The organism is Pseudohaliea sp. (genome assembly GCF_040217025.1).
In the GTDB taxonomy this organism is placed as follows: domain Bacteria; phylum Pseudomonadota; class Gammaproteobacteria; order Pseudomonadales; family Halieaceae; genus Pseudohaliea.
Genome location: NZ_JAVJOA010000004.1, coordinates 339,872 through 358,569, shown reverse-complemented (window position 1 = coordinate 358,569; position 18,698 = coordinate 339,872). Strand labels below are relative to the sequence as shown.

Annotated in this window: 20 protein-coding genes; 8 read left to right on the top strand and 12 right to left on the bottom strand. The window is 68.8% G+C overall.

The window, feature by feature from the left end; translation table 11 throughout:
• The first annotated feature begins 5 nt into the window (after window positions 1-5).
• On the top strand, window positions 6-758 hold the full coding sequence (locus tag RKE50_RS02620) for an aspartate/glutamate racemase family protein (RefSeq protein ID WP_350034169.1): 753 nt from the start codon (window positions 6-8) through the stop codon (window positions 756-758).
• Window positions 759-772: 14 nt separating this feature from the next.
• Here the strand turns inward: RKE50_RS02620 and RKE50_RS02615 are convergent, their stop codons facing one another.
• The 9 genes from RKE50_RS02615 to RKE50_RS02575 all read right to left on the bottom strand — a co-directional run bounded on the left by RKE50_RS02615 (window position 773) and on the right by RKE50_RS02575 (window position 9,018).
• Window positions 773-1,693, bottom strand: coding sequence for a phytanoyl-CoA dioxygenase family protein (locus tag RKE50_RS02615; protein WP_350034168.1), 921 nt, complete (start codon window positions 1,691-1,693; stop codon window positions 773-775).
• Between the two features lie 54 nt (window positions 1,694-1,747).
• Entirely contained in the window at window positions 1,748-2,554 is an 807-nt protein-coding gene (locus tag RKE50_RS02610; protein ID WP_350034167.1) for a LytR/AlgR family response regulator transcription factor, read from the bottom strand.
• On the bottom strand, window positions 2,551-3,654 hold the full coding sequence (locus tag RKE50_RS02605) for a sensor histidine kinase (protein WP_350034166.1): 1,104 nt from the start codon (window positions 3,652-3,654) through the stop codon (window positions 2,551-2,553). The genes RKE50_RS02610 and RKE50_RS02605 overlap by 4 nt, the downstream gene beginning before the upstream one ends.
• 89 nt (window positions 3,655-3,743) lie before the next feature.
• Complete coding sequence (locus tag RKE50_RS02600) at window positions 3,744-4,238, bottom strand: GNAT family N-acetyltransferase (protein WP_502937859.1); 495 nt, start codon at window positions 4,236-4,238, stop codon at window positions 3,744-3,746.
• A 37-nt stretch (window positions 4,239-4,275) separates the two neighbouring features.
• Entirely contained in the window at window positions 4,276-4,701 is a 426-nt protein-coding gene (locus tag RKE50_RS02595; protein ID WP_350034165.1) for a potassium channel family protein, read from the bottom strand.
• A 68-nt stretch (window positions 4,702-4,769) separates the two neighbouring features.
• Window positions 4,770-5,201 (bottom strand): group I truncated hemoglobin, encoded by a 432-nt coding sequence (locus RKE50_RS02590; protein WP_350034163.1) that lies wholly within the window; start codon window positions 5,199-5,201, stop codon window positions 4,770-4,772.
• Window positions 5,198-6,028 (bottom strand): DUF3034 family protein, encoded by an 831-nt coding sequence (locus tag RKE50_RS02585; protein WP_350034161.1) that lies wholly within the window; start codon window positions 6,026-6,028, stop codon window positions 5,198-5,200. Before RKE50_RS02585 ends, RKE50_RS02590 begins: the two co-directional genes overlap by 4 nt.
• Window positions 6,021-8,336, bottom strand: a complete 2,316-nt coding sequence (locus RKE50_RS02580) for a putative bifunctional diguanylate cyclase/phosphodiesterase (protein WP_350034159.1) — start codon at window positions 8,334-8,336, stop codon at window positions 6,021-6,023. The genes RKE50_RS02585 and RKE50_RS02580 overlap by 8 nt, the downstream gene beginning before the upstream one ends.
• On the bottom strand, window positions 8,326-9,018 hold the full coding sequence (locus tag RKE50_RS02575) for a methylamine utilization protein (protein WP_350034157.1): 693 nt from the start codon (window positions 9,016-9,018) through the stop codon (window positions 8,326-8,328). The genes RKE50_RS02580 and RKE50_RS02575 overlap by 11 nt, the downstream gene beginning before the upstream one ends.
• 171 nt (window positions 9,019-9,189) lie before the next feature.
• Between RKE50_RS02575 and RKE50_RS02570 the strand changes: the two genes are divergently transcribed.
• From RKE50_RS02570 to RKE50_RS02540, 7 genes are all read left to right on the top strand, one after another.
• The gene (locus tag RKE50_RS02570) at window positions 9,190-9,408 is read left to right on the top strand and encodes an amphi-Trp domain-containing protein (protein ID WP_350034155.1); all 219 of its coding nucleotides are present in this window, start codon (window positions 9,190-9,192) and stop codon (window positions 9,406-9,408) included.
• Window positions 9,409-9,499: 91 nt separating this feature from the next.
• Window positions 9,500-10,408, top strand: a complete 909-nt coding sequence (locus RKE50_RS02565; protein WP_350034154.1) for a carboxymuconolactone decarboxylase family protein — start codon at window positions 9,500-9,502, stop codon at window positions 10,406-10,408.
• Window positions 10,409-10,432: 24 nt separating this feature from the next.
• A complete protein-coding gene (locus tag RKE50_RS02560; protein WP_350034152.1) occupies window positions 10,433-11,497 on the top strand; it encodes a mechanosensitive ion channel domain-containing protein in 1,065 nt (354 codons plus the stop codon).
• 158 nt (window positions 11,498-11,655) lie between these two features.
• Window positions 11,656-11,901: a hypothetical protein gene (locus RKE50_RS02555; RefSeq protein ID WP_350034150.1), complete on the top strand. Its 246-nt coding sequence runs from the start codon at window positions 11,656-11,658 to the stop codon at window positions 11,899-11,901.
• Between the two features lie 13 nt (window positions 11,902-11,914).
• The gene (locus RKE50_RS02550) at window positions 11,915-13,444 is read left to right on the top strand and encodes an alpha/beta hydrolase domain-containing protein (RefSeq protein ID WP_350034148.1); all 1,530 of its coding nucleotides are present in this window, start codon (window positions 11,915-11,917) and stop codon (window positions 13,442-13,444) included.
• A 103-nt stretch (window positions 13,445-13,547) separates the two neighbouring features.
• Window positions 13,548-14,165, top strand: coding sequence for a hypothetical protein (locus RKE50_RS02545; protein ID WP_350034146.1), 618 nt, complete (start codon window positions 13,548-13,550; stop codon window positions 14,163-14,165).
• Window positions 14,166-14,360: 195 nt separating this feature from the next.
• Window positions 14,361-16,100 carry a BamA/TamA family outer membrane protein gene (locus RKE50_RS02540; RefSeq protein WP_350034144.1) on the top strand — a complete coding sequence of 580 codons (1,740 nt, stop codon included), beginning with the start codon at window positions 14,361-14,363 and terminating at the stop codon, window positions 16,098-16,100.
• A 27-nt stretch (window positions 16,101-16,127) separates the two neighbouring features.
• On the opposite strand, the gene RKE50_RS02535 is transcribed toward RKE50_RS02540, so the two are convergent.
• The 3 genes from RKE50_RS02535 to RKE50_RS02525 form a co-directional block, all read right to left on the bottom strand.
• The gene (locus tag RKE50_RS02535; protein ID WP_350034143.1) at window positions 16,128-16,607 is read right to left on the bottom strand and encodes a hypothetical protein; all 480 of its coding nucleotides are present in this window, start codon (window positions 16,605-16,607) and stop codon (window positions 16,128-16,130) included.
• 70 nt (window positions 16,608-16,677) lie between these two features.
• Entirely contained in the window at window positions 16,678-18,063 is a 1,386-nt protein-coding gene (locus tag RKE50_RS02530) for a serine hydrolase domain-containing protein (protein WP_350034141.1), read from the bottom strand.
• A 19-nt stretch (window positions 18,064-18,082) separates the two neighbouring features.
• Window positions 18,083-18,628: a YaeQ family protein gene (locus tag RKE50_RS02525; RefSeq protein ID WP_350034140.1), complete on the bottom strand. Its 546-nt coding sequence runs from the start codon at window positions 18,626-18,628 to the stop codon at window positions 18,083-18,085.
• Window positions 18,629-18,698 lie beyond the last annotated feature (70 nt).

The following is an 18,698-nucleotide window of genomic DNA, read 5'->3' as shown; positions in this document are numbered from 1 at the left end:
GTCCCATGAAATCCATCGTCCATATCATCACCCCGATCATCACGGAGGGCATCCGCACCCTTGCCGACGTCGAGCCTTTCCTCCGTCCGGACCTGGAAGTGCGCCACAGCCTCATCCGCACCGGTCCTGCGTCTATCGAGTGTTCCGCCGACGAGGCACTCAGCGTGCCCGGCATCCTGGAGCAGGCGCTGGCAGCGGAGCGTGATGGCGCGACGGCAATCGTCATCGACTGCATGGGCGACCCCGGCCTGGAAGCGGCGAGGGAGCTGGTATCGATTCCCGTCCTCGGTCCGGCGCAGACCAGCATGCACTACGCCAGCCTTCTCGGGCACCGCTTTGCATTCGTGACGGTGCTCGACCGGCTCTACCCGCTGATCGACGGCCTGGTGGCGCGCTATGGCCTGCGCGAGAACTACGCAGGCTTCGGCGCCATCGATATTCCTGTTCTTGAAATCGAGCATCGACTGGATGAGGTCGTTGAGCAGCTTGCCAGCGAGTCACTCCGGCTTGTTCGTGACCATCGGGCGGGGGCGATCGTTCTCGGCTGCACGGGCTTCTTAGGTTGCGCAGAGAAGATCGCGGAGCGTCTTGCGGCGGACGGCCACCCGGTGCCGGTCATTGACCCGATCCCGCTCCTGCTGCACAGCGCCGACAGCCTGTGCAAGCTGGGATTGAGCCACAGTGGTCACGTCTACCCGCTGCCCAGGAGAAAGCCCCTGGCCGGCTTCGCGCTCGCCGATCGCTACGAGGAGCCCTAGGGAAAAGGTGCTGTTCAGCGCCAGCTGAGCGGCACCTGGTTGGCCGGCGCCCGGCTCTCGGCGAAGAACCAGGTCTCGACCGCGTAGCGCGGGCGGCTGAAGTGCGCCCGGTACTGCGTACGGTGCAGAAAGAAGTGGTCGAAGAACAGGGCGTCGCCGGCGGCAAAGCGGGGGCTTTGCCGGGGCGGTAGCTCCCGCTTTACGAAAGCCGGGCTGACGCTCCAGTCGAAGGTGCCCTCACCGTCGCGCAGCAGACCCTCGATGCGCGCGGGTATGATGTCGAGGCCCGGCGCGCCCGTGTCGGCGCCGCAGTCGGTCAGGGGCAGCCAGAGGTTGATGCTCTGGATCCCCGCGCCCATGAAGGCGCCGTCCTGGTGCCAGCCGGCTTCTTCAACCGCCAGGTGGCTGCGGCGCAGGACCCATTTCTTCACCGACAGGCAGGGCCGGTCATCCAGGCACTGCGACGCCAGGTCGTCGAGTCCCATTCTTCCGTAGAGGGCGAGCAGGTGCTCGGCGATGGCGGGCGCCTCGGCACACATGGCGGACCCCGAGTTGCGGTGGAAGGCTCTCGAGGTGGCGAGTTCCCGCGCCGGCATGACCTCGAGCAGCGACGGCGGCGGATCGAACCAGGGGGTGCCCTGCTTGCCGTCGGCCGCCAGCACCGCATCGATGGCGGCGCGCAGCGGCGCATGGTGGGCCCCGGGTAGCAGGCCCCGCACCAGCAGCGCTCCGCAGTCAGCGATGGCCTCGCGGAGCAGCGCGCCGGTCAGCGCATCGGCCGGCACTTCCGGCACGCTGGTCGCGGTCACCCGCGCGGGGCACGACGGCGGCACCGGCGGGGGCGGGAAGGTGCGGGCGGCAAGAATGCGCGCATCCAGGCGCACCCGGCTGGCGGCCGCGTCGGGCAGGCTGTCGAGGGCGATGGCCGTATCCATGGCGGCCAGTCTAGGGACGCGAGCGCTGCGGCGCCAGTTTCCCCCGGTCCTGCATCAGCGGGAGAGAAACTCGCGGATGCGCTCCCGGTAGCTGCGGCTGACCTTGAGCTGCGCACCGCCCTCGAGGTTGAGGAGGAACTCGCCGTTGTCGAGGGTCTGCGCGCCGATGATGCAGCCCGTGTTGACCAGCGTCGACCGGTGTACGCGCAGGAACACGGCCGGGTTAAGCATGCCCTCGAGCTGCTTCATGGTGATGCGCATGATGTGCGTCTCGCCGCCGGCATGGATGCACATGTAGTCGCCGGCGGCGTCGACCCAGCGGATGTCGGCGACGCGGATGAAACGGATGTCGTTGCCGTCCTTGATGGTGATTTTCTCGGGCCAGCTTCCAGGGCCATTTCCTTCGAGCATGCCCTCCACGCCGCTCGCGCTCTCGCCGGTCATGCTCATCACCAGCTTGACGAGCTTCTCCTTGCTCTCGCTGCTCGCCTGCTGGTCCCGGTGCGCCACGGCGCGCTCCACGGCCTCGTGCAGCCGGTCGTCGTCGATGGGCTTGAGCACGTAGTCGACGGCGTGCACGCGGAAGGCTTCCACGGCGTACTCGTCGTAGGCGGTGACGAAGACCACCATGGGCATGGCGTCGCCCTGGAGCTCGTTCACCACCTGGAAGCCATCCATGCCCGGCATCTGGATGTCGAGGAACACGAGGTCCGGTGCGTGCTGCGCGATGGCGACGAGGGCTTCCTCGCCGTTGGCGCACTCGGCCACCACGTCCACCTGGGGCAGCTGCTGCAGGCGCACGGCGAGGCCGCGGCGGGCGAGGTTCTCGTCATCGACAATGATGGCGGTGAGCGTGTTCATGGTTTCTGATCCCCCGGGATACTGCGTTCGACGGGCAGGGTGATGGTAATGGTGAGTCCGTGCGGCTCCGTCGTCGACAGCCGGAAGGACTGCCGGTCGCCGTAGAGCTGTTTCAGGCGCTCACGGATGTTGACCAGGCCGACTCCGCCCCCTTTCGGCAGCCGGCCGTTGCGCAGGTCCAGCCCCGGGCCGTCATCGGCCACCTCCAGCTGCAGTTCGCTGCCGGCAATGCTTGCGGAGACGCCGATGCTGCCGCCGCCCACGGACTGGGCGATGGCGTACTTGATGGAGTTCTCGACCAGGGGCTGCAGTAACAGGCTCGGGATCAGCGCGTCGGCGGCCCTGCGGTCGATGTTGAAGTGCAGCTGCAGCCGGTCGCCGAAGCGGACCTGCTCGATGTCGAGGTAGAGCTTCAGCGCGTCGACTTCCTCGGCCACGGTGACCCGCTGCATCGGGTCGTTGTCCAGCGAGTAGCGGAGGAAGCGTGACAGGCGCATGACCATGTCGTTGGCGAGCTTCGTGTCCCGATCGAGGATGAGCGTGGAGATGGCGTTCAGTGTGTTGAAGAGGAAGTGCGGGTTGAGCTGGTAGCGCAGCATCTTGAGCTGCGCTTCCTGGGCCATGCTCATCGCCTTCAGGCTGCGCTGCTTTTCCTCCTGGGCGAGGAGGTAGTACTTGATGCCGAAATAGAGGGCGCTCCAAACGAGCATGACCCAGAAGGCCGAGATCGAACCGCTGAAATAGGATAGAAACTCGCTCTTCCCGGTGTCCTGGGCGGCGTGCTCCTTGGGGAAGGCGCTGGCGAAAATGGTTGCCCGGCAGGCCATCCAGGACGCACCGGCGCACCAGGACCCGGCGAGAATGGCGAAGACGCGGCGCCCCAGGGAGGCCTCCCAGGTCATCCGGTAGAGCCAGCGCAGGGCCAGCGTGATCAGCATGCCTATGCCCGACACCACCGGCAGGTACCAGAGGTAGTTCTCCGGCGGCTCCCCCCAGACCAGGACGCCGAGGTAGAACGACATCGCCCAGCCGCTCCAGCCGATGAGCTGGAGCACCCAGAAAAGGCGGCGCTTGTCGTGCAGCAGGTCGTCCAGGGTCATGGGGCCATTATAGGGCGGTGTCCCTCCCGCGCTGGTTTTTTATTGCAGTTTCATCGCAGTAGTCGGGCTGTTCGACGCAAATGCGCCGCTCAGGGCGCCTCGCCGCCGGCTGCGAACGCCCGCAGCGCCCCGTCGCTGAGCCGGTAGACGGTCCACTCGTCCATGGGAACGGCCCCTGCGTTGCGGAAGAAATCGATCGCCGGCTCGTTCCAGTCGAGTGCCATCCACTCGAAGCGGCCGCAGCCCTCGGCCACGGCGATACCGGCCAGGTGCCGGAGCAGGGCCAGGCCCACCCCGCGGCCGCGCAGGGCCGGGTCGACAAAGAGGTCCTCGAGGTAGAGGCCGTGCCGGCCCAGCCAGGTCGAGTAGTTGTAGAAATAGACCGCGAACCCTGCCGGCGCCCCGTCGAGCTCGGCCATGATGCCGAAGACCTTCGGCTCGTCGGCGAACAGGGTGCGCTCGAGGTGTGCTTCGGTGGCCTCTACCGCCTCGGGCTCGCGCTCGTATTCCGCCAGCCCGCGGATGAAGTCGAGGATCTGCGCGCAGTCTGCCGGCTCTGCCGGTCTCAGCGTGAGCTGTGCCATGGTGGTGCCCTCCCTGGCATGGGTGTTGGGTCGCGGCTTAGTCTCGGTCCCAGTAGCGCGTCATCTCGAGGTACAGGAAGGACGCGGTCCAGGTGATGAGGACCAGGCCGACCAGGGACTCCAGGCCCGTCGCGTAGCGTATGTCGCCGTGCGGCTCGATGTCCCCGAGCCCGAGGGTGGAGTAGGTGGTAAAGGAATAGTACACGGCGTCGAAGAGCGTGCCGGAGAAGTTACCCACCAGCTCCCCCCAGTGGTCGCTGTGATGCATGTAGAGATAGAGCAGCCCGAAGATCCACACCTCGACGGCGTGCGCGACCAGCGCGGCCAGCACGCCGAACACGATGCGGAAGCGGTGGCGCACGTTCAGCCGCGGCATGATGACCGTGAAGCGGTACAGGAACTCGTAGTGAATCACCACCACGAGGGCGATCACGCCACTGAGCAGGAAGAAGACTTTCAGCATGTCGGGGCCCGGGAGTGTGGCGCACAGTTTACGCGCGCTGACGGTCGCTGACACCCGGCGCGGGCCCGCTACTGTCCTGCGACCTCCGGGTACAGCGCCGCCAGGCGTGCCAGCAGTGCATTGCCGGCGCCCGTGGGTGTGTGCGTGTCCTCGAGGGCGTGCTGCAGCGTCTCGACGATGCTGTTGAACTGCGTGCGGGTAATGTCCATGCCGCGGTGGGTGGCCGCCATGCTGTCACCGCTGTACTCGCAGGGGCCGTCGCTCAGCTCGCAGAGATGCTCGATGAACTTTTCCCGGAAGCGCTCGATATCCGTGTTGCGGAAGAGCGGCAGGGAGCGCTCGTTGTCCGCGAGGTGAAAGAGGAAACGGTCGACGATCGCCTCGATGCCCGCTTCCCCGCCGAGGCGCGCATAGAGGGTGCGGTCTGGCAGAGGGCCGCCGCCGGCGCAGGCGGCGAGCAGGGCCGCGGCCAGCAGAGCCGGCAGCAGGCGGCCGCTCACCGGTTCACCTGCAGCGACAGGTACCAGCCGCGCTGGTCGCGCAGGCCCGCGATGTCGCCGAGGTCCGCCCAGGCGGCCACCACGGCTACGCGCTTGGTCGGAAACCAGCCGATGAAGAGATCGGCCCAGTCGTCCTCGCGCACGGCGGCGAGGTTGTCCGGCTTCTGCCGGTACTCGGCGCCTACCACCCAGTGCCGGTCGAGGAACAGCCCCGCGGACGCCTCCAGCAGGAGCTCGTGGTCACTGCCCTCGCCGCCGAAGCCGAGCAGCCCGGCCTGGTTGGCCTCCGAGGCGCGCAGCGTGACGTTGGTGAACAGGTTGCGCCCGGCCACTCCATTCAGCCACAGCCGGCTGGCGGCGACCCAGGCGTCGACGCCCGTGTCGTCGGCGGCGCCGAGCGCCTCGGGTACGGCAAAGTCGCGGTTGTGCTTGACCTGCACGCCGGCCGCGAGGGCCGGCAGGCCCGGGTAGAGCAGGTCGCCGGCGAAGCGCCATTTCGCGGATAGCACGTCCTGGTCGATGGTCAGGTCCAGTGGCGCCACGCGCAGTGACTGGCGGGCGTAGCCCAGTTCGAAACGGTTGCCGAGGCCCAGGCTCGCGCCGGCGACGGTGAGATCGAAATCGTCGACGCTGACCCGCGTGGCGGCCGCGCTGCCGCCCCATTCCCCGGCCTCGCCATAGCCGGCGACGACGGCCCAGGGCACGATACCACCGCCGGCCTGCCCTTCCAGCTGCCAGGCGCCGCCGGTAGCCAGCAGCTTGCCCTGGCCGAGTGCCGGGCCGGCCGCGAGCAGCAGCGCGATGCAGAGCAGGCGGCGCTCAGCCACCGGCGAGGTGCTCCAGCGCGGCCACCTGGGCCGGCGGCTCGTCGAGCCATGCGGCGAGCGCCGCCGCCGGCATTGGCCGGGCGAGGAAGTAACCCTGGAGCACGTCGCAGCCCATGGCCTGCAGGTGGTTGACGATCTCCATGTTCTCCACCCCTTCGGCAACGACGGACAGGCCGAGATGGTGGGCCATGTCGATGGTCGAGGCAACGATCTGCCGGTCCTCGCTGCGGTCGCCGAGGGGCTGCACCAGGCTGCGATCGATCTTGAGCTCCCGGGCGGGCAGCGCCCGCAGCTGGCCGAGGGAGGAAAAGCCCGTGCCGAAGTCGTCGATGGACAGCGCGAGGCCCGCCGCGTCCAGGCGCAGCAGGTGTCCGCGGGCCACGTCGAGGTCCTCGACCATCGCGGTCTCCGTGATCTCGAGGGTCACGGCATGCGATGGCAGGCCGCTCTCCCGGACACGGTCGATGACGTGATCGATGAACCGGGGCTGGAGGATATCGATGCCCGACAGGTTGACGCTGACGGCCAGCTCGCCGCCGCGCTCGCGCAGCATCGCCAGGTCCGCGAGGCTCTTTGCGAGCACGGCCTCGCTGATCCCCGTGATCATGCCCGTCTGCTCCGCGATGGGGATGAACTCATCGGGGAAGACCTGCCCAAGTTCGTCGTCGTGCCAGCGGACGAGCGCTTCGAAGCCGGTGATGCGTGCCTCGCGAAGCGAGAACTTGGGCTGGTAGAGCAGCTCGAAGGCACCGGCCTCGACGGCTTCCCGGAGCCGGTTGGCGACGCGTATCTGCCGCAGGTGTGCCTCGTCCTGGCCGACCTGGTAGACGGTGAAGCGCTCGGCGCCGCGCCGGGCCCGGGACAGGGCGATCTGCGCGCGGCGCAGGAGCTCGTCGAAGCTGGCCCCGTGCTGGGGGTAGAAGACGCAGCCGAAGCGGGGCTCGAGCACCACGGGGACGCCCGCGACCTCGAGCGGATCGGCAAAGGTGGCGAGCAGCTTGCCCAGTGCAGGCTCCAGGCCGGCGGGGTCGAGATCGTCGAGGAACAGGAGAAGCTGGTTGTCGCCCACGCGGCCCGCGAGGTCGCCCCGCCGCAGCGAGCGCCGCAGCCGGTCCGCCGCCTCGCGCAGGCAGTGGTCGCTGAAGTCGCTGCCGTAGAGGTCGGTGAGGTCGGCGAGGTTTCCCAGCTCCATGAGCGCCATGCCGAAGCGGCCGCCCGGTGCGCGCTGGCGGTCCCCGCCCTCGAACATCGCGCTGATGTAGTTGCGGTTCGGCAGCTGCGTCAGCAGGTCGTGCTGGGCCTGGTGCACGATGCGCGCCTCGCGCTCGGCCACCGTGTCCTGCATGCTGTTGAGGGTCTGCGCGAGGAGGTCGAACTCGGTGCCCGTGGCGATCTCCGTGCGGGTCGTGTAGTCACCCTCGGAGATGCGCTCGGCAAAGCGCGCCAGCTGGCGGATCGGCCTGGTGACCGAGCGCGCGGCAAACAGGGCAATCAGCCCTGCCAGCAGCAGCGCGAGCGCACCGATGGCGACCAGCTGTAGCCGGAGCCGCTTGAAGTCGGCGAGGGCGGCATCCAGGGAGACGGTGAGCAGCGCCTCCGCCGTGCCGCCGGCATCGGTCGCAAGGGGAACCGCGCGGGTCAGCCAGCGGGACGCGCGCAGCGAAGCGGCCAGCGCCTGTGCCCCGGCACCATCGGGCGCCAGCGCCGGCGGGAGCGTCGCCAGCGTGCTGCTGCCGTTGGCGAACAGGACGATATCCGCACCGGTGAGCCCGCGCAGCTCGAGAAGCAGGTTGTTGTCGACGAGACGGCCTACGCCCACCCAGCCGATCAGGTCCGGCGCCTCCACGGGCAGCAGCACCGTGTCGAAGACCCGGTCGTCGAGCACGAGGCGCGCGCTGCGGGCGCCCTCGGCGCCGACGACCGTCGCCCGGAGAGCGGCGAGCACCGGCGCCAGCTCGTGGGTGCTCATGGTGACCGTGCCTTCGGGTCCCAGCAGCACGGCGAGGTTCGCATCCACCCGGTCGGCATGGTTGGCCAGGGCGCTCGCCATGGTGCCCCGGTCGCCGCTGGCAATGGCTTCCTTGAAGCCGTAGTCCTGCGCCAGTACGGCGCCGCGCTCACGAAGCTGCTCCCGCTCGCGAAGCAGCAGCTGCAGGAACACCCGCTCCACCGTGGCAAGCTCGCTCCTGAGCAGCGACTCGGCGCTTCCGTTCGCGGCCCGCAGGGCGGCGAGCGTGGTTGCGAGCAGCGTGGCGGCGAGCAGCGCGAGGAGGAGCAGCAGCAGTCGCGCGCGGAAGCTAGTCCGCATCGCCACCGCCAAAGCCGCGTAGCAGCCGTTCCAGGGTGTCGCTGCTGCGCGCCGTCTGCGGGTCCTTCCAGGCAAAGGGCAGCTGCACGCGCACGGGCTCCTGGCCGGCCCGCTGGGCCGCCGTGAGGGACACCGTGCGCGGTGCGTCTGCGAGCGGGTGCCATAGCGCCAGCGCCGGGCGCTCGGCGGGCAGCTGGTCGCCATCGACGATGGCCACGCCGTTGCCGTCGGTCACGGTGGCCAGCGGGTCGCCGGTCACCAGCACGTAGCCTTTCATGTTGTCGTGGATGTTGCAGCCAAGCGTCACCAGCCCGGGCCGCTCGAAGCGCACGGGCGGCGCGTCGTTGGCTTCGTAGAGCTTCAGCTCAAAGGTCTTGGCCTCCGAGAAGGAGTAGACGTGGTGGCGGGTGTCGTCGCTGTTCGGGAAGCGAACGAGGGAGCCGGGGCGTACGATCGTCACGAAGGGGTCGAAGCGCTTTTCGCGCTGGTCGATGAGCGCGGTCTCTGTGCCTGCCTGCCGGGCAGCGTTACCCGGCAGCGACAGGATCGCGTAGGGCATCGGTTCACCGTCGGCACCGAGGACCTCGACGACTACCGGTGCCGCGAAGGAGACCGGGCTGCAGAGCATCAGCAGCGCGAGCCATGCCCGGCCCCCCGCCGCCATCATCCATCGAGCAGGCAAGTGACGCCCCCCCTGGAGAAAGGCCCCGAGTGTAGCGAATTCGTTCCCCCGTGCCATGCCGGTCTCCCGCCGAGTGTGACCCGGGTCAGAGTTTCATCCTTTTGAGACCACTGGCAGGCCCCCGGGTCCCGTGCCATGCTCGGGGACCGGAAAGCGGCTGGGAGTACAGCAATGGAGATCCTGGAAATCGAGGAAAAACAGCAGCTGAAGCGCGAGGCCGCCGCGGCCCGATTGCGCGAGATTGCCGATGCGCTGGAGCGTCACAATGGCCTGACCCTGGAGCGCAACGGCAAGCGCATCGAGGTGCGCGTGCCCGACCGGGTCGAACTGGAACTCGAGGTCGAGGTGGAGGATGACGGCGGCAGCATCGAGATCGAGGTGAGCTGGTAGCGCAGCGCCACCGGCCCCGGTAGCGCTGCATCTTGCCCCTTGCAGGGGGCGTCCCGCACACTTCGAGCAAACAGAATAAGGAGGAAAACCCATGGTGACGATCCCGTCCGCGCTCACGACCCTTCAGCCCGCGACCAGCGCGGCGTGGCAGCGCGCCCTCGACGTCGTTCTGCCCCTGAGCGACGAGCGCTTGCTCGCACTGGCCCGGGAACGGCTGCAGGCCGCGCAGCAGCGTGAGGTCTGCGAGGCTCCCGGGGATTGCAGTGACGTGGAGCGACAGGTCATCGCCCTGGCCGACCAGTTCGCTGTCGACGTGAACGGCGTCACCGAGGGGCAGGTCGCCGCGCTGACCGACGCGCTCGGCGCCGAGAGGGTGAATGCCCTGGTCAACGGGCTCTACCTCATCGACATGGGACTGCGCCTCGAACGGGTCGTCCCGGTGCTGCTGTCCGCCTCCGGGAAAGCCCCGGCGGCGGCTGCGCCGGGCAGCGCATCGCAGCCCGCGGAGGACAGCGACGCGCTGATCGCCGATACCATCGCTGCTTTCGCCGCGGCCGCGGTGCTGGCCGACGGCATCGACGCGGTCACCAGTGAGCTCGTTCGCCTGCGCTGCGCCCAGGTTCATCACTGCCGCCTCTGCGGCTCCCTGCGCCAGCGCAGCGCGCTGGACGAGGGTTTCGACGAGGACATGGCAGGCCGCATCGCCCGCTATGAACAGGGCGGTTTCAGTGAAGCGCAGACGGCGGCGCTGCGCCTGGTCGATACGCTGATCATGTTTCCCGCCGATGCCGGCGCGGACCTCAAGGTCGAGCTGGAGCGGCACTACACGCCCGGCCAGGTTGCCGAGCTCTGCTTCGACGTCGTCAAGTGGAGCCAGCAGAAGGCGCTGGTGGCGACCCATATCGACGCACCGCCGTGGGAGGGCATCCACGTTCTCGACTTCGACGGGGACGGGCACCCGCTGTTTGCCGGCCCGATGGCAGACGCCGCCCAGCGCTAGGCCGATCCAGGGGGAACAGTGTCGGTGACAGGGTTCCTGGAAATCGTCCGATCGTTTCTGCCGCTGCTGGTGACCCTCGCGCTGGTGCTCGCCACCCTGCTCGGCGCCCACATCACGTTGCGGCGGCGCTGGGCGGAGCGGCCCGAGGCGCAGTTCCAGTTCCAGCTCATCATGCTGGCGTTGACCCTCGCGGGGCTGCTCGCGCTCGTGGTTGCCCTGCCGGTGAGCGATACGTTGCAGGGGCAGCTGCTCAGCCTCATCGGCATCCTCCTGAGCGCGGCGATCGCCCTGTCCTCCGCGACCTTCATCGGCAACATCCTGGCCAGCATCATGCTGAAGGCCGTGGGCAGCGCGCGGCCGGGCGATTTCATTACCGTGGCGTCCCTCACCGGGCGCATCACCGAGATGGGCCTCCTGCACACGGAGATACAGACCGAGTTCCGCGACCTGGTCACGGTGCCCAACATCTACATGGTGACGCAGCCGGTGAAGGTCGTGCGCGCGTCCGGGACGATCATCACGGCGGAGGTCTCCCTGGGCTTCGATGTGCCGCACAACCTGGCGCGCGAGGTCCTGCGCACCGCGGCGGAGGCGTCCGGGCTCAAGGATTGCTTCGTCCACCTTCGCGAGCTCGGGAACTTTTCCGTGACCTACCGTGCGGCGGGCCTGCTCGAGGACGTGCAGAGCCTGCTGTCGGCACGCTCGCAGCTCCACGAGTGCATGCTCGACGCGCTGCATGGCGCCGGCATCGAGATCGTCTCGCCGACGTTCATGAATACCCGTGCCTACGAGCCCGGGGCCCTCGTGCTGCCGCCGGAGGCGAAGGAAGGCAAGCGCCCGTCGGAGCATGTGCAGGCCGAGGAGGTCGCCTTCGACAAGGCCGAAGAGGCTGCGTCGGCGGAAAAGCTCCGCCTCGAGGTTGAGCGGCTGGACGAGGAACTGGCCGCGCTCCGCGAAGGGGGCGAGGGTGAGGCGGAACAGCGTGCGCAACAGCTGACCCTCGAGCGGGAACGGCTGAAAAGCCGCCTGCAGGCGGCGCTTGCCGGGATGCAGGCGAAGGAGCGCGACGAGAGCAAGGCGGCAGGCTAGCGCGCCAGCCGCGGAAATTGTCAGCCCCCCGGGCCGGTGGCATGCTACGCGAGGTTGGCGGGTGAGGCGCTGCAAGAGGGTCGCGGCCGTAGCCGGTTGCCAGCGCCGCACCTGAGACTGCAATAATCAAAGGATAAATGGAGAAGGAGCAACAGCCGATGGCTTACGAAACGATCGACGGCAACAAGTACGAGAAGGAACTGCTCGACCTGGCCCGCCACCACACCACCGGTGCCGGTGAGGGCAAGCTGTCGAAGGACGAGGTGGCGGACCTGTTCAAGTCTGCGCACGACGGCCCCGGCGTGACCGATACGGAAAAGGCGACCCTGGCCTACATTCGCCAGAACTTCGAGTTCACCGATGCCGCCGCAAGGGATTTCGACGAAGCCTTTGGCAAACTCTGAGGTAACGCCCACCATGACCCTGCCCACTACCGCCCCGCTGACCCGGGGCGGCACCCGTCTCCTCGCGCCGCTCTTTGCCCTCTGCCTGCTGGCGATTACGGCCTGCGACGACAGCAACACACTGGCGATCGAGCCGCCGCCCCCCGAGCCCGAATTCCTGCCGGTGGCGGAGCCGGCGGTGGAGATGCCCCCGGCGATCGGCGAAGCGGTGCTCATCAGCACCAGCTTCGATCTCGCAGGGCAGGGCTACGTGCAGGAGGAGTTTTTCCTGAGCGGCACGGCCAGTGCTTTCACGAATCTCAACGAGCTGGGCAGCGACGGCTACTGGGAGGCGGAGCCGGGGGCGACCGCGGACTACCGCACCCGCGTGCTGGTGTACCGGCCCGCCGACGCGGCAGACTTCAGCGGTACCGCCGTGGTGGAATGGCTGAACGTTACCAACGGTTTCGACGTGCCGGCAGGCTGGGGCGTCGGCCACGTCGAAGCGCTGCGCCGCGGCCATGCCTGGGTCAATGTGACCGCGCAGCGCGTCGGTATCGAGGGCCTGGAGGATGCGGTGCTGCCGCTCAACCTGCGCGATGCGGACCCGGAGCGCTACGAGAGCCTGGACCACCCCGGCGACAGCTTCTCCTACGACATCTTCACGCAGGTCACGGCGGCTATCCGCGCGGAAGACGGTGGCATCCTGGGCGACCTTCGGGCCGATGTACTGCTGGCAACAGGGGAATCGCAGTCGGCCTCGCGGCTGCTTACCTATATCAACGCCATCCAGCCGCTGTACAACGCCTACGATGGTTTCATCGTCGACAGCCGCTACGACAGCAGCCAGCCGCTGGCGCAGGAGCCGCAGGTGGCCATCCCCGCCCCGGAGCGCGTACTTTTCCGGGACGACCTCGAGACCCCGGTAATCAACTTCCAGGCAGAGACGGACGTGATCGCCCTCGGCGCCGTGGATGAGCGGCAGCCGGACAGCGACTTTTTCCGTCTCTGGGAGGTCACCGGTTCCGCCCACAACGACAACTACCAGCTGGTGGCCGGCCGGGACGATGTCGGGGTCGGCGCGGAAAAGGCGTTGGTGGTCGAGAACGACCTGATCCTTGGCATTTTCGCCTGTGATCGGCCGATCAACTCGGGACCCTACCCCTGGGTCTACATGGCCGCCCTCAACGCCCTCGACAACTGGGTGCGGACCGGCGAGCCGGCCCCGGAAGCGGGGCGCATGGCGGTCACCGATGACCAAGCGGACTTCCAGTACGACGACGTCGGCAACGTCGTCGGCGGTCTTCGCACGCCCTACGTGGACGCACCTGCTGCGCGGCTTTCCGGTGAAATCAACGCCGGCCTCGTCGGCTGCCGGCTCTCCGGTACCACGACGCTGTTTGACGCGGCCACCATGGCGACGCGTTATGTCGATCGCGATGGCTACGTAGAGGCTGTGGCCGAGGCCACCGATGCCGCTGTCGAGGCCGGCTACCTGCTGCCCGAGGACGCGCAGCGCATCAAGGCTGCGGCAGGACTGCAGTGGGATGCGCTGAGCCCCTGAGGCGTCGACCTGTCCCAGCCCAGGGCGCGCCAGCGACGGTCTGGCGCCCTCCCCGGTGCCCGGTTATGATCGGGCGGGGCAATCGGGGACCGAGGGGAAAAGCATGAACCGTACCGTCATCAACCGCGCGACACTGGCCGCGCTCGCATCGTACTGCCTGCTGCCGGCAGCGAACGCACAGGCACCGTCACCCGGCAGCGCGACCTTCAATGTCACCTGGTCCGGCGGCGCGGCGGGCGTTCCTGCACTCGGCACCTGGGGCACAGTGGCGCTCGCCGTGCTCGTGGCCGTCGCCTGCGCGCGCATCCTGCGCCAGCGCCCGGCGGTGCTGCGCGCGGTCCTGCCCCTGGCCGGTGCGGGGCTGGTGGCGGCCGGCAGCTTCTGGGCGCGGGACATCACGGCCGGCATCGAAGTCACTCCTCCCGACGTGGCGGCAGGCAGCTGCAGCGGCACCGCGACCTACACGGGCACCTGGCCCACCCAGCCACCACCGTGCTTCGTTAACAGCTGCGGCCAGCCGGTGACCGTGAGCTATACCCTCGTCAACGGGACCTCCGGTGACGGCGACCCGCTCACTGCGCAGAACTGCACGCTGGACTACTTCTGCGATGCGGCGGATGAGGGCCAGGTGGCTGCCGACGGCGGCACGGTGCCGAGCGACGGCCAGCCCTACGCCATGGCCTACTGCCTCGAGCAGATCCCGCAGCAGCCGCCGCCCTGATCGTCGGCCGCTGATTTCGCACTTGCCCGCCCCATCGGCGGTGCCTCGGCTGTACCCGGGCCGTGATGCCGCAGGGGCCCGCGATCGGGGCGACGGCTGATCCGTCCGCGGGCGACTGCCGTTTCAAGCAAAAGGCGACGTGAGATTCCGATGGCACCCGGTCAACAGACTCTGCGCGAGACGTGTCACGCTTTCTTGGCCCCCGTGGGTGGCAGGGCACTGACAGCGGGCTCCCGCGGCAGCCGGGGAGTTCCGGCTATAGCGACCCTCCTGGCGCTGCTCTGCCTCGTCGCCGGGTCGCCGGCCGGGGCGGCAGACGCCTGCGAGGCCCTGCCCTTCGCAGACGAGGCCGCAGCAGGCCGGCTCGAGGCCATTCCCGCCGGTATCGGCGGCGAGCTGGCGGAGGGCGGTGTCGTGGGGCGTCTCATCCTCGAGCGCGAGCAGGTCTTCGACCTTTCCGACCCGGCGCAGGACAACGCGCTGTTCAGGCTTGCGAACGGGCTGCACGTGCTCACCCGGGAACAGACGATCCGCGAGCAGCTGCCCTTCCTGCTGGAGGGCGAGGACTTCGTGCCGCTGGAGCTGGTGGAGGCGGAGCGCGTGCTCCGGTCCGTCGACTGGCTCTATGACGCGCGCGTGGTGCCCGTGCGCCGCTGCGGCGATGTGGTGGATCTCGCGGTGGTCACCCGGGACGTTTGGACCATTCTGCCCACGGTCTCCTTCGACCGCAGCGGCGGCGAATCGAGTTGGTCGCTCGGTATCGAGGACGAGAACCTCCTGGGTCGCGGCGAGACCCTGGGTTTCCTCTTCACCGAGGACGTCGACCGCAGCGGCTACGGCGCCTACTTCTTCGACCCCGCGGTGGCCGGCAGCGCCTGGCGGCTGAACCTCGACGCCGCGGACAACGACGACGGGCACCGCTTCAACGTGCACCTGCGCCATCCCTTCCGCTCCCTCGACGAACGCAGCAGCATGGGTCTGCGCCTGACCGTGGACGAGCGCATCCAGCCGCTCTTCGACGCCGGCGACCGGGTGGTGGAGTTCCGCCAGGAGACCCACAGCGGTGAGTTCCAGCTGGCCGGGTCCACGGGCCGCGAAAACGGCAACATACGCCGCTGGAACGCGGGTTTAGCGTGGTGGGACTACAGCTTCGCGCGGGCGCCGGGTCCGCTGCAGCCGACAGAGCTCCCGGACGACCGCAGCGCCGCCTACCCCTTCGTCGGTTTTGAGACCATCGAGGACGACTTCGTGCCGATCGCGAACCTGGCGCTCATCGGCCGCCCGCAGGATGTGCACCTGGGCCAGCGCCTGGCGGGCCGCATCGGCTTCTCCCCCGACGCGCTGGGTGCGGATGACGGCCGGCTCATCTTCGAGGGCAGCTGGCGCGATGCCATCCGTCCGCGGGAGTCGATCATCCTCTCGGGCGCGGTGTCAGTGAATGGCGCTGTGACCACCTCGGACGGCGAAGCGGAGAACGTCTTCGCCACCATCGGTACCGAGCTGCACTACCTGCAGACCGACAGCTGGCGCTTCTACGCGGCTCTCGACGGGACCTGGACCGAGGGTCTCACGGACGATATCCAGCTGCAGCTGGGCGGCGACCTCGGGCTGCGCGGCTACCCGCAACGCTACCAGCAGGGTGACCGCCGAGTACGCGCGCGGGTCGAGGAGCGCTGGTACGCCTCCGGTGAGCCGCTGCGCCTGTTCCGCTGGGGAGTCGCCGCCTTCCTCGATGCCGGGCGGGCCTGGTTCCCCGATGACCCGGACGACGAGGAGGATGGCTGGCTGGCAAATGCCGGCATCGGCCTGCGCCTCATGCCCACGCGGCTGCCGACCAGCGGCATGATCCACATCGACCTCGCGGCGCCGCTGCGCACGGGCGGGCGCGACGTCGACGGCCTGCAGATCTCCGTAACCCTGCGCAGCAGCTTCTGAGGGCCGGTTCTCCGCTGGCCTGGACGATCAGCTGCCGGCCTCGGCCGCCTGCTCCAGGCGGCAGGTCCAGTCGAGATCCTCGAGGAAACCACCCCTGAGCGTGCTGCGGTTAAGCCGGAAAGTCGTCTGCGGGTATTTTCCCGTCGCCGTCGACCAGGGGTAGGTAAACTGGAAGACGAGCATGCCGGGGGACTGCTTCAGGTCTGCCTCGGTGGTCCTGGCATCCGGGTCGCCACACCAGGCGGCTGTTACCTGCGCATCCACGACCTGCTTGGAGGCCATGGACTCACGGGAAAACTCGAAAGTGTAGCGCCGGTGATAGCCCTTGTCCGGGCAGGCGGAGAGAAGCTTGAGACTGCGCTCCACATCGTAATCGTTCTCGATGTTCTTGCGCGCCTGGGCAAGATAGCCCGCGAGCGGTTCGTCGCAGACGTAGGTGATCAGTTCGGTCTCGCGGCCACAGCCGGCGAGCACTGCGAGCAGGGAGACTGCAAGGGTTCTTTTCACGCGGCCCCTCTTCCGGTGGGTCCTGGACACCAGTATGTCTGACCTTAGCACATGGCCGTCCGGCCGGCGCTCACCGGGCCCTGCGCCGCAGCCACCAGCGCAGGACCTCCTCCTCCACGCGATAGAGCGGGCTCGTACCCGGCGGCGCAGCTGCGGGGTCGTCGGCAGTGCCGGTGATGATGGTCGCGACGCCGTCCCCGGAGGCGGGATCGAAGAGCGCGTGGCTGAGGACGCCGTAGGCTTCGCCGAGGTGCCCGACCAGCAGTTCGGGTCCGGCGTCGAGGCCCCAGGCCCGCGGATCGATCCGGTGAACAGAGAGCCCGTAGCCGGTCATGAGGCCGTCCGTGGGACCGCCAGGTTCGGCCTCCCCGGACGAGAGGCCATTGCTGCCAGCTGCGTCCAGGGTCCAGGACGGTGCGAGCATGGCTTTGACGCTGTCCTCGCTGAGGATGCGGCGGCCGTCGATTTCGCCGCCGGCGGCGAGCAGGCGCAGGATCGCCACCAGGTCGTCGGCGCTGGCCCGCAGGCCGCCCTGGGGCGAGAACAGGGTCGGGTTCGAGCCGGGTACGTAGTTGGCCAGGAACGCCTCTGGCGAGGCCACGTCCGCCATGCCGTAGAAGCAGCGCGGCGGCCCGGCATCCACCTGGGGTACCCAGGGCCCGGCCGGGTTCCAGGCGCCCCCGGCTACCCGCTTGCGAAACGCCGCGGCGCGCTGCCCGTCGGGGATCGCGCAGGGATCGAAGCGCGCCGCCAGGTCCAGCGGCGCCAGTACGTGCCCGGCCATGTACTGGTCGAAACGCTCACCGCTCGCGCGCTCCACCAGCGCCCCCAGCACCCCGAAGTTCAGGTTGGCATAGGTGAAAAATGCCCCCGGCTCGCGCCCCGGTCCGCTGGCGAAGTGAGCGCCGTCCTCCCACAGCGCCGTGCCGGGCCCGAAAAAGTCGCGCAGGGTGCCGGTGCCCGCGCGGATGAAGTAGGCGCCGCCGTCGCGCAGGGAAGAGGTGTGATTGAGCAGCTGCCGTGCCGTGATGGGTGCCCCCGGGAAAGCCGGGTTGCGCAGTGCGAAGCCGAGCATCTCCGATACATCTGCATCGAGCGCCAGGGCGCCCCGCTCGACCAGCTGCATGACCCCGATGGCGACCACGAGCTTCGAGACGGACGCCACGCGGACCTTGTGATCGCGCCGCAGGGCCACGGGGCCGCCCGGCCGCAGCTGCGCGAAGCCGAGGGCGAAGCTCTCCGCGGCCTCGCCATTCTGCATCAGGCTGACCTGCAGGCCGCTCAGGGCGGAAGTCGGTCCCTCGCCGCGCAGCAGCGCCTCCAGGGCCGCTTCGCTCCGCGCCCGGGGCGCCAGCCCCGGGAGAAGCAGGAGAGAAATCAGCAGAACAAGCGGGATCGAGAGCGGGCGCGAGTGCAGGCGCGAGTGCAGGCGTGAAAGCAGCAGCCGTGGACTCATGACCGGGAACCCTGCCCGCTCACGCCGCCGCCTTGAGTGTCGCCGGGGCAACGGCGAGCGAGCCCTGGTCCCAGGACAGCATGGCTTCGCCATCGCTGATCGTGCATTGCAGGGTCATGCCCGGCTGGAAGGCCTCGGCGAGGGCCTGCATCGCCCCGTCATCGACCTGCATGACTGACAGCTTGTCGAGGCGTTCCAGCGCCGCCTGGTGGCGCTTCCACCAGACCGGCACGGCCCGGTCGCCGTAGGCGTAGAGCGTCACCCGCGCCGCCCGCCCGCAGGCCCGTTTCAGCCGGTCCGGGTCCGGGGTGCCCAGCTCGATCCAGCTGTCGATGGTGCCGTCCAGGTTCCTCAGCCAGAGGTCCGGATCCTCGTCGGTGCTGATGCCCCGGCCGAAGGCGAGCTGCTCGTCCGCGTGCAGGGCGAAGGCGAGTACCCGGAGCATCATGCGCGCAGCGGTTTCAGAGGGGTGTCTCGCCAGGGTCAGCGGAAAGTCCCGGTAGAGCTGGCGGTCGAGGTCGGCCAGCTGCAATGTCAGGCGAGAAATCGTTGATTTCAGGGCCAAGCTGTGACCGCTCCGTGTTCCGGTTGTCCTGCTGCTACACCGCGCGCAGCTTAACAGCTTTTCTTGCAGC